The organism is Pantoea sp. X-Soil-TKNS-1211 (assembly GCF_059730495.1).
In genome coordinates this window covers 197,613-214,252 of the sequence record NZ_AP035953.1, presented here as the reverse complement: position 1 = coordinate 214,252, position 16,640 = coordinate 197,613, and the positions used below count along the sequence as shown (strand labels likewise).

The following is a 16,640-nucleotide window of genomic DNA, read 5'->3' as shown; positions in this document are numbered from 1 at the left end:
TACACACAAACTTACCCATTGATTAGCGACGATTTCTGAAACTGGAAAGCAGCTCGAACGCGGCATAATATACACAACTCTTTAACATCTATCGCCCCGAACCTGGGGGTTTTAAGGCCACCACCATGTCATCACCGATGCTGACACCGCAGGAAGCACGCCGTCTGATTGGCGAAATTTTTGTTTATCATATGCCGTTTAATCAGTCACTTGGGCTGGAGTTGGATCGGCTCGAACCCGATTACGCGGAGCTGGGCTTTGCCAATAAAACCATGCTGGTAGGCAATGTGGCACAAAGCATTCTGCACGGTGGCGTGATTGCCTCGGTGTTGGATGTTGCCGCCGGTTTGGTCTGCGTCAGCCACTCGCTCACACGTCAGGAAAGCATCAGCGAAGAGGAACTGCGCCAGCGCTTGTCACGCATGGGCACCATTGATATGCGCGTGGATTACCTGCGGCCTGGCCGCGGCGAACGTTTTGTTGCCACCAGTAGCCTGCTGCGCGCCGGTAACAAAGTCGCAGTCGCCCGCGTTGAAATGCATAACCAGCAGGGTGATTACATCGCTACTGCTACTGCTACTTATCTGATCGGCTAGGAAATAATGGATACACAACAAACGCGCCAGGGTATCGGTTATGCCCTCGGTGCCTATTTTCTGTGGGGCATTGCACCTGCCTACTTCAAGCTGGTCAAAGAGGTGCCGCCGACGGAAATCATGACGCACCGGGTGATTTGGTCCGTGCTGTTCATGCTGCTACTGATCACTCTGAGTCGTAACTGGAACCAGGTGTGCGGCGTGATGCGTCAGCCGAAAAAAGTACTACTGCTGGCCATCACCGCCTTCACCATCGGGGGGAACTGGCTGCTGTATATCTGGGCGGTGAATAATCAGCACATCCTCGAAGCCAGCCTCGGCTATTTCATCAGCCCGCTGTTTAACGTGGTGCTGGGGATGCTGTTTATGCGGGAACGTTTCCGTCCCCTGCAATGGCTGGCGGTGCTGCTCGCTGCGCTGGGGGTGCTGGTGCAACTGTGGAAGTTTGGTTCAGTGCCGATGATTGCCCTCGGGCTGGCGCTAACCTTTGCATTTTATGGCCTGATGCGTAAGAAGATTCAGGTTGATGCACAGAGTGGCATGCTGATTGAGACGTTGTGGATGTTCCCACTGGCGGTGATTTATCTGTTTGGCTTTGCCGACAGCGCCACCAGCCATCTGAGCGCCAATCCGATGAGCCTCAATCTAAAACTGGTCGCCGCCGGGATTGTTACCACCGTGCCGCTGATGCTGTTTGCCGCAGCCTGTACGCGCTTGCGTCTCTCGACGATCGGTTTCTTCCAGTATCTCGGCCCGACTTTGATGTTTCTGCTGGCGGTGCTGTTCTATGGCGAGACCGTCACACCAGACAAAATGGTGACCTTTGGCTTTATCTGGCTGGCACTCGCCTTTTTCATTATCGATGCCGCTATTGCCTCAGCTCGCTCGCGCGTGCGCGTAGCGTGAGATAAAACGCGCCAGAGCCGGGCCGGTGAGCAGAATGGTGAACAGACGTAAAGTTTGCAACGCCATCACAAATGCAATATCGACCCGGCTGCCTGCGGCAATAATCGCCACCGTATCCAGCCCGCCAGGGCTGGTTGCCAGATAGGCGGTCATCAGATCGACGTGCAGTACCCGCGTCAACATCCACGCCAGCCCACCGCACAGCATCATCAGACCAATAATCGATACCACCATTTGCGGCAAGGTGCGTAACGCCAGCAGGAAAATCGGCCGGGTGAAACGCAATCCGACACTCCAGCCAATCAGCGCATAAGCCAGCGCCAGCAACCATTCCGGCACCTGCAACGTCGCCACGCCGGTTCCCTGCAATGTCGCGCCGATCAGCGCCGGTAATAATAAGGCACCCGATGGAATCCGCAGCTTCTGCCCCAGCCATGCACCCGCCACCATCACCACCAGCGTCAGGATAAAGCTGCCGTTCAGCGCAGGAAACCATATCAGGTCGGCGTTGCCGCCGCTGCTACCCAGCCCGATACGCGCCACCACCGCGGCTGCCGTGGCGACAAACAACACGCGCAGATATTGCATAAACGCCACCAGCCGCACGTCAGCACCAAAATCACCGGCCATCGCCACCATCGCCGAGGCACCACCAGGTGACGACCCCCAGGCACCGGTCGGTCCGGGTAGATTACTGAAACGCACCAGCAAAAAACCGGACAACCCGCTGGCGGCCAGCGTCAGGGCCAGCACCGCCAACACCACTGGCCAATCCTGAAGTAGCGGCGGCAAAATCGCCGGTGACAGGGTTTGCCCGATCATGCAGCCCAATACCGCCTGTGCCAGCACAAAAAAACGTTTATCGATGCGCACCGACGCACCAGATAGCCCCATGACGGTGCCGACAATCATCGGACCGAGCAACAACGCCGCAGGCAGGTGAAACAACTGGAAGATAATCCCCAGAATCAGTGAAGCAATCAGCAGAATGGTCCACTGCTGTCGCAAAGAGAGACGCGCCATAAGGTGGGATGCAACGAGTTAGTTAATCAGCAGGAAGCAACAGGTTACGCAGAATTGTGATGTATAGCCAGAAAATCGGGCCGTATAGACGGCCCCACAATTGTTACATATTGCATGCGTAGCGGCGCGATTTATCGCGCAATGTTACAACCAGTTTTTACGTTTGAAGTAGAGATAGGGTGCCAGACCCGCGAGGATCATCAAGCCAATCGCGGCCGGGTAGCCGAAGCTCCACTTCAGTTCTGGCATAAACTCGAAGTTCATTCCGTAACTGGACGCCACCAGCGTTGGCGGCAGGAACACCACTGACACCACCGAGAAGATTTTGATGATGCGGTTCTGCTCAATGTTGATAAAGCCCATCGCCGCCTGCATCAGGAAGTTAACCTTCTGGAACAGCGATTCGTTGTGCGGCAGCAGGGATTCGATATCGCGCAGGATCTCACGCGCCTGCTCCAGCTGATTCGCCGGTAAACGCGCTTTACGTACCAGGAAGTTCAGCGCGCGCTGAGTGTCCATCAGACACAGACGCACCTTCCAGCCGATATCTTCCAGTTCTGCCAGGCGCGACAACGCTTCGTCATACTCGTCGCCCTGCTGCCCTTCCATGATTACGCGGCTCAGTTTTTCCAGCGCACTGTAGATGTTCTCGATCTCATCCGCCAGCTGTTCGATTTTGGTTTCAAACAGGTCCAGCAGCAGTTCAAAAGCATTGCCGTCAATCAACGTTTGATTACGGGCGCGCATACGATAGAGACGAAACGCAGGTAATTCACGTTCGCGCAGGGTATAGAGGCGATCTTCACGGATGGTGAACGCCACCGTCGAGTTACCGGCATGATCTTCCGCATCTTCATAAAAGAAGAATGAGTGGATGTGCAGGCCGTCTTCGTCTTCAAAGAAACGCGCCGAGGCTTCGATATCTTCCAGCTCCGGACGTGTCGCCAGGCTCTGCCCCAGTTCGCTTTGTACCCGATCGCGCTCGCTTTCATCCGGCTCGATCAGATCAACCCACACGGACGCGTTGAGTTTGTCGTTATGGTCTTCCAGTTCGAGACGCGTCAGGCGGCTACGATCCAGTTTAAATGCGCTCAGCATAGCAATACTCCCCATTGCAGACTTAATGGGACAAGGCGGTGAACCGTTGCGCTTACGCAGAACGGGCACGGCAAAGCCTGAACACCGAGACTTTCGCCTCAAGGCATAGCTGACTCATGCGACGGGATAAAAAGGGAGGTCGCTGATAACCGCTAAGGCTACCAGCAAAGAGGTAGCCTTAGATGTTATTCCTGTGAACCAGGGGGTTGAGCCAGCATCGACTGGGCGTGTCCAAGGCATTGTCCTCTCATGATAATAGTGGGCGCATGTTACGCTGAGACGAAAAAGTCGTCAAGGCAGCGCAACCGCGCTACACCGTTTCCAGTCGGGCATAGGCGGCGACCAACCATTTAATGCCCTGCCCCTGAAAAGCCACCTGCAAACGGCTGTGTTCGCCGCTGCCTTCGAGATTGATAATGGTACCTTCACCAAATTTGGCATGCCGTACACGTTGACCCAGCGCGAAGCCACTGTCGTTTTTCGCGATTGGCGTCCCCATCCGCTGATGGCTGACCGGGCGGCTCACGCTGGCGCGCAAACGTACCTCTTCCACGCAATCTTCCGGCAGTTCACCGATAAAGCGTGATGGCCGATGATACACTTCCTTACCATAAAGACGCCGCGTTTCGGCATACGTCAGCGTCAGTTTTTCCATAGCACGCGTCACACCCACATAGGCCAGACGACGCTCCTCTTCGAGGCGTCCACCTTCGTCGAGTGACATCTGGCTGGGGAACATCCCCTCTTCCATCCCGACGATAAACACCTGGCTAAACTCCAGACCTTTGGCCGAGTGCAGCGTCATCAGTTGGACGGCATCCTGCCATTTATCAGCCTGACCTTCACCCGCTTCCAGCGCTGCATGGGAGAGAAATGCCTGCAACGGCATCAAATCTTCGTCTTCATCCTGATAGCTGAACTGACGCGTTGCCGTCACCAGTTCTTCAAGGTTTTCAATACGCGCCTGGCCTTTTTCGCCCTTCTCCTGCTCATACATTAACCACAACCCGGAATCTTTGATTACCCGGTCGGTTTGCACATGCAGCGGAAGTTCAACGGTTTCACTCGCCAGCGAGTCTACCAGTTCGCAGAAACGTTGCAGCGCCGACGCGGCACGACCGGCCAGCACCCGGTTTTGCAGCAGTTCACGCGTCGCCTGCCACAGGGTCAGTTGCTGTTCACGCGCCGTCTGACGCACCACATCAAGGGTACGATCGCCCACGCCGCGCACCGGGGTATTCACCACGCGTTCAAATGCCGCATCATCGTTGCGGTTCGCCATCAGACGCAGATATGCCAGCGCATCTTTGATTTCCTGACGCTCGAAGAAGCGCATGCCACCGTAGATACGGTACGGCATGCTCCCCTGGAGCAGCGCCTCTTCCAGCACACGCGACTGGGCGTTACTGCGGTACAGAATTGCGCAGTCCGCCAGCGCATTGCCGTTCTCATGCCAGGCTTTGATGCGGTTCACCACGAAGCGTGCTTCGTCCAGCTCGTTAAAGGCGCAGTAGAGGGAGATCGGTTCGCCATCGCTGCCATCGGTCCACAACTCTTTACCGAGGCGGCCATTGTTGTTGGCAATCAGGGCGTTCGCCGCTTTCAGGATGTTGTTGGTGGAGCGGTAGTTTTGTTCCAGACGGATGGTTTCCGCACCGGGGAAATCCTGCAAAAAGCGCTGGATGTTTTCTACCTGCGCTCCACGCCAGCCGTAGATCGACTGATCATCGTCGCCGACGATAATCACCCGACCGGTATCTCCCGCCAGCATGCGAATCCATGCGTACTGAATGTTGTTGGTGTCCTGGAATTCGTCCACCAGCACGTTGCTGAAGCGCTCGCGATAGTGATTGAGGATATGCGGTTTGTTCAGCCACAGTTCGTGCGCACGCAGCAGCAGCTCGGCAAAATCCACCAGACCGGCGCGATCGCAGGCTTCCTGGTACGCCTGATAAATGCGCAGCCAGGTTTGCTCCACCGGGTTGCCGTAGCTTTCGATATGTTTGGGGCGCAGCCCTTCATCTTTCTTGCCGTTGATGTACCACATGCCCTGACGTGCAGGCCATTGTTTCTCATCAAGGTTCATCGCTTTGATCAGGCGCTTCAACAGGCGCAGCTGATCTTCGCTATCGAGAATCTGGAAATCCTGCGGCAGCCCGGCATCAAGATGGTGGGCGCGCAATAAACGGTGCGCCAGGCCGTGGAACGTCCCGATCCACATGCCACCCTGGCTGGTGCCGATCAGTTGATCGATACGATGACGCATCTCCGCCGCCGCTTTGTTGGTGAAGGTCACCGCCATAATCGAATAAGGCGAGCAATTCTCCACCGACAGCAGCCAGGCAATGCGATGCACCAGCACACGGGTTTTGCCACTGCCTGCTCCGGCCAGCACCAGCAGGTTGCTGCGCGGTGCGGCGACCGCCTCGCGCTGTTTGTCATTTAAGCCGTTAAGCAGATCAGAAACGTCCATAAGCACCGTTTAAAAATGAGAACATCCAAATACTGGATGGATTTACAGATGTTGATTATAGCAGCGAGGTCAGTGATGCCAACTGCGAAATTTCAACGTGCGGCAGCAGGCGAGCATCATCAATGCGCATCAGGTTGCCGTCGCGCAGGTTAATCCAGCACGCCTGCATCCCGGCCCGCAGCGAACCGGCAACATCAGTGGTGAGATCGTCACCGACATGCAGAATGTGTTCCGGCGCAATACCTAAACGCTCAGAAGCCAGTTGATACATATCCTGCCACGGCTTCGCGCGACCATGCGGCCCGGCGCGCAGCGCGAACTCAAAATAGTGCGAGATACCGAGTTTTTGCGGATCGGCATTGCCGTTGGTGATCGCCACCAGCGGGACTTTGTTACCCAGCGCCGTCAACGTTGCATGCGTCTCTTCCGGCATGTCCACTTCACTGCGCCAGCGGTGAAACACGCTCATCACTTCACTGGCTCCGGCGGTCGCGGCCTCAGAGGATAAGCCGACATTGATCAGCGCCAGCTCCACCGAGCGACGACGCCACTCGGACACATCGTGATAAATCTCCGGCTCGCGCACCAGCAATTCATCACGCAGCGCCTGATAGTCTGCCGGGGTGAAATCACCCAATGCCGGGTGATAAGCCTGTAACGCGGCATGCGACTCCGCGGTAGTTTTGCGGATTACCGGATGGTTGTCATATAAGGTGTCGTCGAGATCAAAAGTGATCGCTTTGATCGGACGCAGTGGACGATAAAACTTCATTACGACTTTCCTCGTTTGGCACGCGGGTGTGCGGAATCGTACACCGAGGCCAGATGCTGGAAATCAAGATGGGTATAGATTTGCGTGGTCGAGAGATTGGCGTGGCCGAGCAGTTCCTGCACCGCGCGCAGATCGCCGCTCGATTCCAGCAAATGCGTAGCAAAAGAGTGACGCAGCTTATGCGGGTGGATATGGCTGGCAACACCTTGTTTAACGCCCCATTCGGCAAAGCGTTTTTGCACGTTACGCGCCGAAATGCGACTGCCGCGACTGGAGACAAAAACAGCATCATCCTGCGGTGCAAAGCTGGCGCGCAGCGGCAGCCAGTGCTGTAACCAGGTCACGGCGGTGCCGCCAATCGGCACGCGGCGTTCTTTGCTGCCTTTGCCCAACACCCAGACTTCGCCCGCCTCCAGATCGAGATGGCGGATATCCATATTCACCAGTTCCGACAAGCGTAAACCGCCGCCATACATGGTTTCCAGCATCGCGCGATCGCGTACCGCCAACGGATCGTTGAGGTCGATTTCCAGTAGCTGGCTGACCTCATCAACATCCATATTCTTCGGTAAATGGCGCGCATTACGTGGGGTGGCGATGCCTTTGGCCGGATTACCGCTCAGCATCCCCTGGCTCACCTGCCAGTCAAGAAAACTGCGCAGTGCCGACAAGCGCAATGCCAGGCTACTGGCACCTAAACCTGCACGACGACTGCGCGCGGCGATATTACGTACCTGCGTCGGTTCCAGCTGTGTCCAGGCGGTGATTTTCATCTCATCGGCCATCGTGATAATGGCCTGGAGCTGACGCGCATAGTTTTTCTGCGTCAACGGGCTGAGCTGCCGTTCGACTTTCAGGTAACGCAGGAAGCCCTCAACGGCGGGGTGCAGCGGGCTGTCGCTGCTCATGCACGTTCAACCCAGCGCGACAGCAATTCCGGCAGCATCAGCGCCAGATGTTGCAGCAGCAACGTCCCCATTCCCGCCTGATAATGCTGGTTGTCACGGCTGCTGAAGATCAACACGCCCAGTTCACCGCGATCGCCCATCAGCGACATCGCCACTGAACCGATGGCTTTCGCCTGCGGCAACAGCAGCAGCAATTCAGGGCCATTGAGGTGCCCAAGATAATGGTGTTCATCACCGAAACGCTGGATGCGTAGCGGTTCGAACGCCTGACGCGACAGGGCCAGTTGGGTGAAATCCGACGGTGCGCCGATATGCCATTTGTCACTGAACAAGCGGACATTGGCTCCGGCAAGGCCCAACTCACGCGCCCAGCGATGCAGACGCGTCAGCATATCTTGCAGGCTATCTGCGGCGGCGAGATGCCCCTGTAACGACAGCAGGCGATCAAACAGTTGATGGTTGGCCGTCGCCTGCTCCATCAACAGCGTGATCTCCTCTTCCAACTGCTGGATATGGTTGCGCTGCCGCGCCATATGCCATTCCACCAGCGACACGCTGCCGCGCACCGGATGCGGCACCATCATCTGTTCGACCTGGCGCGCATTGCGAATAAAGAAATCGGGGTTCTGACGCAAATATGCGCTGACCGCCTGATCGTCCAGCAGCACCGCGCTGTCGGTCTGCTCTTCGACATTTTTCATAGATGAATAAACCCATCGTAGACGTGTGTGGCTGGCCCGGTCATAAACAGCGGTTGGCCGGCCCCTTTCCAGGCAATATGCAGTGTTCCGCCGGGCAGATCAACGCGGACTTTTTCCGCCAGAATGCCCTGCTGAATACCGCAGGCAACCGCGGCACAAGCACCACTGCCACAAGCCTGGGTTTCACCCGCGCCGCGTTCATACACGCGCAGACGAATGTGTTCTGGATTGACCACTTCCATAAAGCCGACGTTCACGCGCTCCGGAAAACGCTCATGGCTTTCCAGTACCAGGCCGAGGGTTTCCACCGGTGCGGTTTTCACGTTCTCAACCTGGATCACGCAATGTGGATTGCCCATCGACACCGCACCAAACATCACCGTCTGCTCGGCCACGCGCAGCAGATAGATATTCTCAGCTTTGTTGGCGCGGAACGGCACCTGTTGGGGTTCGAAGTTCGGTTCACCCATATTGACGCGCACCAGTTCGTCATTGGTGACACTTAACACCATCCGTCCGGTTTGCGTACTGACGCGGATATCGCTTTTGTTGGTCAAACCTTTCAGGCGCACAAAACGGGCGAAGCAGCGTGCGCCGTTACCGCACTGCGCCACTTCACTGCCGTCAGCGTTGAAAATTCGATAGTGGAAATCAAGGTCCGGATCGTAAGGCGGTTCGACGATCAGTAGCTGATCGAAACCGATCCCCAGATGGCGATCCGCCAGACGGCGAATCAGCTCCGGCGAAAAAAAGACATTTTGCGTCACGGCGTCCACAACCATAAAGTCGTTGCCGAGACCGTGCATTTTCGAGAACTGCATTTTCTGCTCCGCCGGATTACTCATGGGAGATTAATTCCCCTGCATGCCTTGTTTGTCGGTGACTAAACCATTCACATCCGCACTTTTCGCTGCTTGCTGCTGCTGTTCAGTCGGCTGGGTGGTGGTTTTTTTTGGTTGTTCCGGAGGCGGAAAATACAAGGGGCCTTTCAGACCACAGCCTGCTAAGCCGACCAGTGCCAGCGCCAATCCCAGCTGACGTATCATTTGTCTCATTCTGTCTGCTCTTTCTGTCCTTTCCTGGATGCTTATCATCGCAGTTGACGTTGTAAAAGCAACAGGAAATACCCGCAAACGCGTTACAGGTCTGACACCTGCCACGCGAGGGCGGGCAGGATCAGTGCATTTGATAGCGAGGCTGGAAATCGCCGTTGTCGTTGTCAGGCTGCGTGGCGCACAGTTGCGTCAACGTCTGGCTGCGGAATGGGATAACCTGGAAGCGATCGCCTGCATTCACAATCTGGTAAAACTGCGGCAGGTTGAAGTTGATAAAGCTGGAACCGTAGGTGAAACGGTCATGCGATGACGAATAGAAACGGCTGACATCACGCACCAGTTCTTCTTTGCTGCCTTCACAATGGTGATAGACCTCAACGCGGTTAGTTTCGTCGAGGATATAAATGTTGAAGCCGCGATCATCATTGGTGTCTTCAAAGAAGAACTGAATGATGCCCTCGCTGGCATAGCCGTTCACCACCGGTGGCAGCGGAGTCTGGTTCGATTCCACCTTAATCGACAGGCCATGCAGCTTATTGTTGGAAATCGCGCCATAGAACTCGACCGCATTTTCCAGTTTCTGCACCGACACGCTCATGCGTTCAAAGAACAGCCCCCAGGTTTGGCCCGCCATGCGCAACGCTTTAAAGCGGCCCGGTTCCTGACGTGTACTGGAAAGACGCAGTTCGATGCATTCAGACACCAGTTGCTGGACACGGGTACGGATCAGGCCGCGCAAATGCTGGCTGTAGCAGAACACCTCCACCGTATCCGGCGGAGCGGCATCCTGATGCATTTTGCCGAGGATGGTTTTCAGCGCTTCGATCATCGCCTGCTCACCGCTGAAGTGCAGCGTACGCACCTCATTCCACGAGTTGCGATACAACAGATCAATGCTGCCAATCAGACATTGCTGCTGCTGGCCGAAGCTGAATACGTCCAGTTTACGGAAATCGAAATGCACCACCTGATTGCGAAACGCCGAGGTGGGATCGTGTTCAAGGTTGACGATAATCGCCAGATGACGAATTTCACACGGGCTGTAGAGCGCTTTTGGCGTCGGCGCAGGAACACGTAACGGGAAATGATGCGAGACATCATTTACCAGCTCCTGCAAACGCGGCAGATCGCAGAATTCATTGCCTTTGATATGCAGGCGCGTTTTGCTGGTCAACAAACCATTAAACCACGCCCACGCCACCAGTTTGTTCAGGTAGCGGTTATATTCCAGCGGTTGATGGCTGATGATGGAACTCATGTCCGGCGACTGGTTATACAGATACCAACCCGATCGATTGGCGCGGCCTGCCGGGACGTGAATAAAGGTCAGATTCTCTTCCGACAGGTCAGGCGAAATCTGCGGGTTCACCAGCGTCACCTTGCCCGGCAGCGCTTCAAAGGCAGCATACAGTTTACGCGTCAGCACGCCGATGTCCTGCGGGCTGGCGCTGACGCTTAAATTGTTACGCCGCGCAAAACGGATCAGGTTGCGATAGCTCTGCATCATCGCATCCAGCAATTCATTGTGCGCTTCACGCACACGCTCGATCTTCCACTGCGCACGGTTATCCAGCACCGCCAGCTTCTCGTCGTCCCAGCCCCACTCTTTCACCAGCTGCGAAAGGATTTCACGTCGCCAGCCTGAGCGATGATGATTCTCTTCGCTGGAAAGTTTTTCACACACTTTGAGGTAGAAGCAGCGGCGCACCAGGTCGAGGCGGGCTAAATCGTCGATGCTGGTGAGATAACGCGTTACGCGTTCCAGCATCATGCAGTAAGGATCAAGGCCGAAGCAGACGATTTCGCCATCGTGCAGGCGTTGTTTGATATCCATCGCCAACAGTTGGGTATCAGGGTATTCCCAGCTGTAGGCTTCCAGCAGCAAGGTTTTCAGTACCGCTTTGTACGGTGAGTCGATGCTTTTATACAGCTGCCACAGACTGGCACCGAAGTACTCTTCGGCTGACAGGGTGCCGAGGCCACCAAGATCAAGCCATTCGTTCGGCGTCAGCACGCCCTGGGCGTACAGTGACATGACGTAATCGTCGTAATGATGCTCCTCTTCACCGGGCACCATGTTCCACAGGATACGTTTACCGGCCATGCGCACGGCAGTACGGTAAAACTCATCCAGCAGCAAAATATGTTGGGTCGAGCCGCAATCTTCGCCACCGAGGCTGCCGCTTTCGTTGTGACGGAAACGGTTCTCATCGATCAGGAAGAAGCTGACTTCCACACCCATTGAGACGCACCATTTCTGCAACAAGGTACATTTACGTTGCAGGTTGAGGCGTTCTTCATTATCCAGCCAGGATTGATGGCAAACCCAGATATCGAGATCAGAGACGCTGTTCTGGCCGACTGAGGAGGTGCTGCCCATCGAGTAGATGCCGGTGATCGGCATTTCACCTTTGGCACCGGTGCTGAGATGCAGCGGCTGTTTACCCGCCAGATCCTGCAACAGTTGCTGTTGGTTTTCATCAGGCGTGTAAAAGCTGATGCCATGTGGAACGTTACCCTCAAGGTAACCCGGCATCAGCGGATGATGATAATGCAGTAATGTTGGCAGCAGACTGTAGACGTGCTGGAAAGCAGGTCCCATCGCAGCCAGCGCGCGATCTACACGCAGCTGGTTGATAGCATCCAGTCTCTGTTTCAGTGTCTCAATGTAGAGGTACAAGACGTTTCGCCTGATTGTCCCAGTGTTAAGCACCCTGTTTCCGAAACCTGCCACTTAATAGTAAAGATATCGGGCAAATTATTGCTGGAAACGTGATCAATCTAACACCTGGCAGATTGACCGTAAAGAAAGTTGCGCTACTTAACAGTTTAGCACGTTCCGAACTAACCCCTGCGTTTTCGGACTATGACCTCAGATTATTCCCCGGTGATCGCGGCAAAATCTGACATCGCAGCCTTTTCAGGTCGTTGAAACTGACAGCATTCCCCTATCAATGATAGGATATTCGATGAACGATCAAAACGGTTAACAGCATGTTAGACAAAATTTTCAGAATTGCTACAAGACAAAGTCCCCTGGCTCTCTGGCAGGCACAATATGTCCAGCAACGCCTGATGGCGGCGCACCCTGGCCTGCGCGTTGAGCTGGTCCCGATGGTCACCAAAGGGGATGTCATCCTCGATACGCCGCTGGCTAAAGTGGGGGGAAAAGGGCTTTTCGTCAAGGAGCTGGAGTTGGCAATGCTGGAAAACCGCGCCGACCTCGCCGTGCACTCGATGAAAGATGTGCCGGTGGATTTCCCTGAGGGACTCGGCCTGGTCACCATTTGCGAACGCGAAGATCCGCGCGATGCCTTTGTCTCCAATCATTACGATTCTATTGATGCGCTACCGCAGGGCGCGGTGGTGGGCACCTCAAGCCTGCGTCGTCAGTGCCAACTCAGCGCACGCCGTCCCGATCTGGTAATTCGCTCGCTGCGTGGCAACGTCGGCACCCGCCTTGGCAAACTCGATGCCGGGGAATATGACGCCATCATTCTCGCCGCCGCCGGTCTTAAACGCCTTGGCCTGGAAGATCGTATCCGTTTCGCCTTGCCTGCTGAAATCTCGTTACCGGCCGTCGGTCAGGGCGCAGTCGGCATTGAATGCCGCCTCGACGATGCCGAGCTCATCTCCCTGTTGCAGGCGCTGAATGACGGTGACACCGCCGTTTGCGTGCGCGCTGAACGTGCGATGAACACCCGTCTGGAAGGCGGCTGTCAGGTGCCGATTGGCAGCTTTGCGCTGCTGGAAGGCGATCAGCTGTGGCTGCGCGGTCTGGTGGGTTCACCGGATGGTAGCCAGATGATCACTGGCGAGCGTCGCGGTTCACGTGATCAGGCAGAACAGATGGGGATTTCGCTGGCGGAGGAGTTGCTGGAAAATGGCGCACGCGAGATTCTGCGTGAGGTTTATCAGGGGCAACCGCCTGCATGACCATTCTCGTGACCCGTCCCGAGCCAGCCGCCAGCGAACTGGTCGCACGTTTGCGAACCCAGGGGAAACTGGCGTGGATCTTACCGCTGATTGAGTTCACGCCGGGTCGCGATATTGTTCATTTGCCACAACAACTTGCCGCGCTGCAATCCGGTGACCTGGTGTTTTTGCTGTCGCAACAGGTGGTGACCTTCGCCCACCCGGAGTTGCAACGCCAGGGCTTTGCCTGGCCTACGCATCTTGATTACTACGCCATTGGCCGTAGCACCGCGCTGGCGCTGCATACCATCAGTAATCTGAAAGTAGACTATCCTCATGCGCGAGAAACCAGTGAAGAACTGGTGCGTCTCAACCGTCTGCAACAGGTGAGTGGCAAGCGCGCATTAATTTTGCGCGGCAGCCCAGGTCGTGAGTTGCTGGCGGATACACTGACGGAACGCGGCGTCGATGTCCGTTACTGTGAATGTTATCAGCGCTGCGAAAAACCGTATGACGGAGCCGCTGAGGGGCGTCGCTGGCGCGATCGCGGGATCACCACGCTGGTAGTGACCAGCGGCGAAATGTTACAACAACTGTTTGCGCTGTTTCCGCCAATCGATCGGCGGGAATGGTTATTACACTGTCGGCTGGTGGTCGTCAGTGAACGTTTGGCTACCCTGGCAGCCTCACTGGGCTGGCAGGATATTGATGTAGCCGATGGTGCCGATAACGATGCGCTGCTGCGTGCGTTACGCTGAACTTAACATTGGGATGAGCCGCAATGACGGAACAAAAAGCCTCCTCCGCCGTGGTTGAAGAGACCACGCCAGCGGGCGACAACGCTACTCCTCCAGCTAAAAAATCACCGCGCGACAGCAAACGAGATGGCAAAGTGCTGGGTGCGATAGCGATTGTGATTGCGCTGGCGATTGGTGCGGGCCTTTACCTGAATGGGAAACACCAGGCCGATTTACAGACTCAGACTAACCAGAATCTGAGTGAGCAGCTTAACGCACTGCAACAGCAACTGGGCAGCGATAAACAACAACTGACGCAGCAACTGGAGAGCGCCAACAGCGCCTTGCAGGAAGCACGTAACCAACAGGACGCCAGCGCCAAAGAGCTGGAAGCCCTACGGCAAAAAGTCGCCACCATTTCGGGTAACGATACCCGTACCTGGCTGTTGGCGCAGGCTGATTATCTGGTCAAACTGGCGGGGCGTAAGCTGTGGAGCGATCAGGATGTCACCACCGCTGCCGCGCTGCTGAAAAGTGCCGACACCAGCCTCGCCGAAATGAATGACCCAAGCGTAATGAATGTGCGCCGCGCCCTGACCCAGGATATCAGTTCACTCTCCGCCGTAAGCCAGGTCGACTATGACGGCATCATCCTCAAACTGAACCAATTGTCGAACGGCGTGGATAACCTGCGCCTGGCAGATAACGACAACGACGATTCACCCATGGATGCCGACAGCAGTGAGCTTTCCAGCTCTTTGCATGAATGGCGGCAAAATCTGGTAAAAAGCTGGCACAACTTTATGGATGGTTTCATTACTATCCGTCGCCGCGACAACACCGCGCAGCCGCTGCTGGCTCCGAACCAGGATGTGTATCTACGGGAAAACATTCGTTCACGCCTGTTGATCGCGGCGCAGGCCGTACCGCGCCATCAGGACGAGATCTACAAACAATCGATTGATGCCGTTTCCAGCTGGGTGCGCGCCTGGTATGACACCAATGATGCCGCCACCAAAGCCTTCCTTGATCAGTTGGATGAACTGAGCCAGCAAACTATCTCGATGGATGTGCCGGATACGTTGGAAAGCCAGCAACTGCTGGATAAGTTGATGCAAACCCGCGTGCGTAATCTGTTGGCGCAGCCATCGGTTGCGGCTGACCAGCAGGGAGGCTAAGCATGCTAAAAGTATTGGTGCTTTTTCTGCTGTTGATTGCCGGCGTGGTGTTGGGGCCGATGCTGGCCGGTCATCAGGGCTATGTGCTGATCCAGACCGACAACTGGAACATTGAAACCAGCGTGACCGGTCTGGCCATCATCCTGATCCTCAGCCTGCTGGTGATTCTGTTTGTTGAATGGGTGCTACGTCGCCTGTTCCGCACCGGCGCGCGTACTCGTGGCTGGTTTACCGGTCGTAAACGTCGTCGTGCGCAGCGCCATACCCAAACCGCGCTGATGAAACTGGCAGAAGGCGATTACAAGCAAGTTGAGAAACTGCTGTCGAAAGATGCCGATCATGCCGACCAGCCAGTGGCTAACTATCTGCTCGCGGCGGAAGCGGCTCAGCAGCGTGGTGATGAGCTTCGCGCGAACCAACATCTGGAACGCGCCGCTGAACTGTCGCAAAACGACACCATTCCGGTGGAAATCACCCGTGTTCGTCTGCAACTGGCACGCAATGAAGACCACGCCGCTCGTCACGGTATCGATCGCCTGCTGGAAGTGGCACCACGCCATCCGGAAGTGTTACGTCTGGCCGAACAGGCTTATATCCGTACCGGAGCCTGGGGTGCGCTGCTTGACATCCTGCCATCGATGCAGAAAGTGCAGATCAATGATGACGCACAACGTGCATCACTTCAGCAGCAGGCATGGCTGGGCCTGATGAATCAAGCGATGGCCGATCAAGGCAGTGATGGCCTGAAACGCTGGTGGAACAATCAGAGCCGTAAAACCCGTCAGGAAATCGCGTTGCAGGTAGCAATGGCGGAGCATCTGATTGAGTGCGATGACCCGGATACCGCGCAAGCTATCGTGTTAGATGGCCTGAAGCGCCAGTATGACGATCGTCTGGTGCTGCTAATGCCACGCATCAAAAGCGGTGACCCACAAACGCTGGAGAAAGCGCTGCGTAATCAAATCAAACAGCACGGCGCAACACCGTTGCTGCATAGCACGCTGGGCCAGATGCTGATGCGCCATGGTGAGTGGCAGCAGGCAGCAGAAGCCTTCCAGCAGGCGCTGGCACAGCGGCCTGATGCGTTTGATTACGCATGGCTGGCGGATGTGTACGATCGCATGCATCGGCCGGAAGAGGCGGCAAAAATGCGTCGTGAAGGGCTACTGCTGACGCTGAAGAACAACCCCAGCGCCTGATTTTTCGATTGTTGTTTTTGTGCACGCCGGGCTTGCCCGGCTTTTTTTTGCCAAAAAAAACACCTGCCAGAGGCAGGTG

Annotated in this window: 16 protein-coding genes; 6 read left to right on the top strand and 10 right to left on the bottom strand. The window is 55.8% G+C overall.

Annotated features, from left to right (window positions below; genetic code table 11):
* Positions 1 to 125: 125 nt before the first annotated feature.
* Both AC6I8W_RS00940 and rarD read left to right on the top strand, forming a co-directional pair.
* Positions 126 to 596, top strand: coding sequence for a thioesterase family protein (locus tag AC6I8W_RS00940; RefSeq protein WP_497836611.1), 471 nt, complete (start codon positions 126 to 128; stop codon positions 594 to 596).
* 6 nt (positions 597 to 602) lie between these two features.
* Positions 603 to 1,502 (top strand): EamA family transporter RarD, encoded by a 900-nt coding sequence (gene rarD, locus AC6I8W_RS00935; protein WP_497836610.1) that lies wholly within the window; start codon positions 603 to 605, stop codon positions 1,500 to 1,502.
* Here rarD and AC6I8W_RS00930 read toward each other — a convergent pair.
* From AC6I8W_RS00930 to AC6I8W_RS00885, 10 genes are all read right to left on the bottom strand, one after another.
* Positions 1,473 to 2,525: an AbrB family transcriptional regulator gene (locus tag AC6I8W_RS00930; protein WP_497836609.1), complete on the bottom strand. Its 1,053-nt coding sequence runs from the start codon at positions 2,523 to 2,525 to the stop codon at positions 1,473 to 1,475. The two genes, rarD and AC6I8W_RS00930, sit on opposite strands and share 30 nt — an antisense overlap.
* Before the next feature lie 144 nt (positions 2,526 to 2,669).
* Entirely contained in the window at positions 2,670 to 3,623 is a 954-nt protein-coding gene (gene corA / locus AC6I8W_RS00925; RefSeq protein ID WP_480367137.1) for a magnesium/cobalt transporter CorA, read from the bottom strand.
* A gap of 178 nt (positions 3,624 to 3,801) precedes the next feature.
* Entirely contained in the window at positions 3,802 to 3,858 is a 57-nt protein-coding gene (gene ysgD, locus AC6I8W_RS00920) for a YsgD/CorL family protein (protein WP_367617716.1), read from the bottom strand.
* A gap of 75 nt (positions 3,859 to 3,933) precedes the next feature.
* Positions 3,934 to 6,096, bottom strand: coding sequence for a DNA helicase II (uvrD, locus tag AC6I8W_RS00915; RefSeq protein WP_497836608.1), 2,163 nt, complete (start codon positions 6,094 to 6,096; stop codon positions 3,934 to 3,936).
* A gap of 55 nt (positions 6,097 to 6,151) precedes the next feature.
* Complete coding sequence (yigB, locus tag AC6I8W_RS00910; RefSeq protein WP_497836607.1) at positions 6,152 to 6,868, bottom strand: 5-amino-6-(5-phospho-D-ribitylamino)uracil phosphatase YigB; 717 nt, start codon at positions 6,866 to 6,868, stop codon at positions 6,152 to 6,154.
* Positions 6,868 to 7,776 (bottom strand): tyrosine recombinase XerC, encoded by a 909-nt coding sequence (xerC, locus tag AC6I8W_RS00905; protein ID WP_497836606.1) that lies wholly within the window; start codon positions 7,774 to 7,776, stop codon positions 6,868 to 6,870. Before xerC ends, yigB begins: the two co-directional genes overlap by 1 nt.
* Positions 7,773 to 8,477: a DUF484 domain-containing protein gene (locus AC6I8W_RS00900; protein ID WP_497836605.1), complete on the bottom strand. Its 705-nt coding sequence runs from the start codon at positions 8,475 to 8,477 to the stop codon at positions 7,773 to 7,775. The genes xerC and AC6I8W_RS00900 overlap by 4 nt, the downstream gene beginning before the upstream one ends.
* Positions 8,474 to 9,298 (bottom strand): diaminopimelate epimerase, encoded by an 825-nt coding sequence (gene dapF, locus AC6I8W_RS00895; RefSeq protein ID WP_497838082.1) that lies wholly within the window; start codon positions 9,296 to 9,298, stop codon positions 8,474 to 8,476. The genes AC6I8W_RS00900 and dapF overlap by 4 nt, the downstream gene beginning before the upstream one ends.
* Positions 9,299 to 9,328: 30 nt before the next feature.
* Positions 9,329 to 9,532, bottom strand: a complete 204-nt coding sequence (gene lptM, locus AC6I8W_RS00890; protein WP_497836604.1) for an LPS translocon maturation chaperone LptM — start codon at positions 9,530 to 9,532, stop codon at positions 9,329 to 9,331.
* Between the two features lie 121 nt (positions 9,533 to 9,653).
* Positions 9,654 to 12,212 carry a class I adenylate cyclase gene (locus tag AC6I8W_RS00885; RefSeq protein WP_497836603.1) on the bottom strand — a complete coding sequence of 853 codons (2,559 nt, stop codon included), beginning with the start codon at positions 12,210 to 12,212 and terminating at the stop codon, positions 9,654 to 9,656.
* 314 nt (positions 12,213 to 12,526) lie between these two features.
* Between AC6I8W_RS00885 and hemC the strand changes: the two genes are divergently transcribed.
* The 4 genes from hemC to hemY are packed head-to-tail and all read left to right on the top strand — an operon-like array spanning position 12,527 to position 16,561.
* Positions 12,527 to 13,468 (top strand): hydroxymethylbilane synthase, encoded by a 942-nt coding sequence (gene hemC, locus AC6I8W_RS00880; protein ID WP_497836602.1) that lies wholly within the window; start codon positions 12,527 to 12,529, stop codon positions 13,466 to 13,468.
* Positions 13,465 to 14,205: a uroporphyrinogen-III synthase gene (gene hemD, locus AC6I8W_RS00875; RefSeq protein ID WP_497836601.1), complete on the top strand. Its 741-nt coding sequence runs from the start codon at positions 13,465 to 13,467 to the stop codon at positions 14,203 to 14,205. Before hemC ends, hemD begins: the two co-directional genes overlap by 4 nt.
* A gap of 23 nt (positions 14,206 to 14,228) precedes the next feature.
* Positions 14,229 to 15,362, top strand: coding sequence for a uroporphyrinogen-III C-methyltransferase (gene hemX / locus AC6I8W_RS00870; protein ID WP_497836600.1), 1,134 nt, complete (start codon positions 14,229 to 14,231; stop codon positions 15,360 to 15,362).
* 2 nt (positions 15,363 to 15,364) lie between these two features.
* A complete protein-coding gene (gene hemY, locus AC6I8W_RS00865; RefSeq protein WP_497836599.1) occupies positions 15,365 to 16,561 on the top strand; it encodes a protoheme IX biogenesis protein HemY in 1,197 nt (398 codons plus the stop codon).
* The last annotated feature ends 79 nt before the right edge of the window (positions 16,562 to 16,640 follow it).

Coding starts and splice junctions, on each gene's coding strand:
- AC6I8W_RS00940 (WP_497836611.1), top strand. CDS start 126: ATGTCATCACCGATGCTGACACCGCAGGAAGCACGCCGTCTGATTGGC.
- rarD (WP_497836610.1), top strand. CDS start 603: ATGGATACACAACAAACGCGCCAGGGTATCGGTTATGCCCTCGGTGCC.
- AC6I8W_RS00930 (WP_497836609.1), bottom strand. CDS start 2,525: ATGGCGCGTCTCTCTTTGCGACAGCAGTGGACCATTCTGCTGATTGCT.
- corA (WP_480367137.1), bottom strand. CDS start 3,623: ATGCTGAGCGCATTTAAACTGGATCGTAGCCGCCTGACGCGTCTCGAA.
- uvrD (WP_497836608.1), bottom strand. CDS start 6,096: ATGGACGTTTCTGATCTGCTTAACGGCTTAAATGACAAACAGCGCGAG.
- yigB (WP_497836607.1), bottom strand. CDS start 6,868: ATGAAGTTTTATCGTCCACTGCGTCCGATCAAAGCGATCACTTTTGAT.
- xerC (WP_497836606.1), bottom strand. CDS start 7,776: ATGAGCAGCGACAGCCCGCTGCACCCCGCCGTTGAGGGCTTCCTGCGT.
- AC6I8W_RS00900 (WP_497836605.1), bottom strand. CDS start 8,477: ATGAAAAATGTCGAAGAGCAGACCGACAGCGCGGTGCTGCTGGACGAT.
- dapF (WP_497838082.1), bottom strand. CDS start 9,298: ATGCAGTTCTCGAAAATGCACGGTCTCGGCAACGACTTTATGGTTGTG.
- lptM (WP_497836604.1), bottom strand. CDS start 9,532: ATGAGACAAATGATACGTCAGCTGGGATTGGCGCTGGCACTGGTCGGC.
- hemC (WP_497836602.1), top strand. CDS start 12,527: ATGTTAGACAAAATTTTCAGAATTGCTACAAGACAAAGTCCCCTGGCT.
- hemD (WP_497836601.1), top strand. CDS start 13,465: ATGACCATTCTCGTGACCCGTCCCGAGCCAGCCGCCAGCGAACTGGTC.
- hemX (WP_497836600.1), top strand. CDS start 14,229: ATGACGGAACAAAAAGCCTCCTCCGCCGTGGTTGAAGAGACCACGCCA.
- hemY (WP_497836599.1), top strand. CDS start 15,365: ATGCTAAAAGTATTGGTGCTTTTTCTGCTGTTGATTGCCGGCGTGGTG.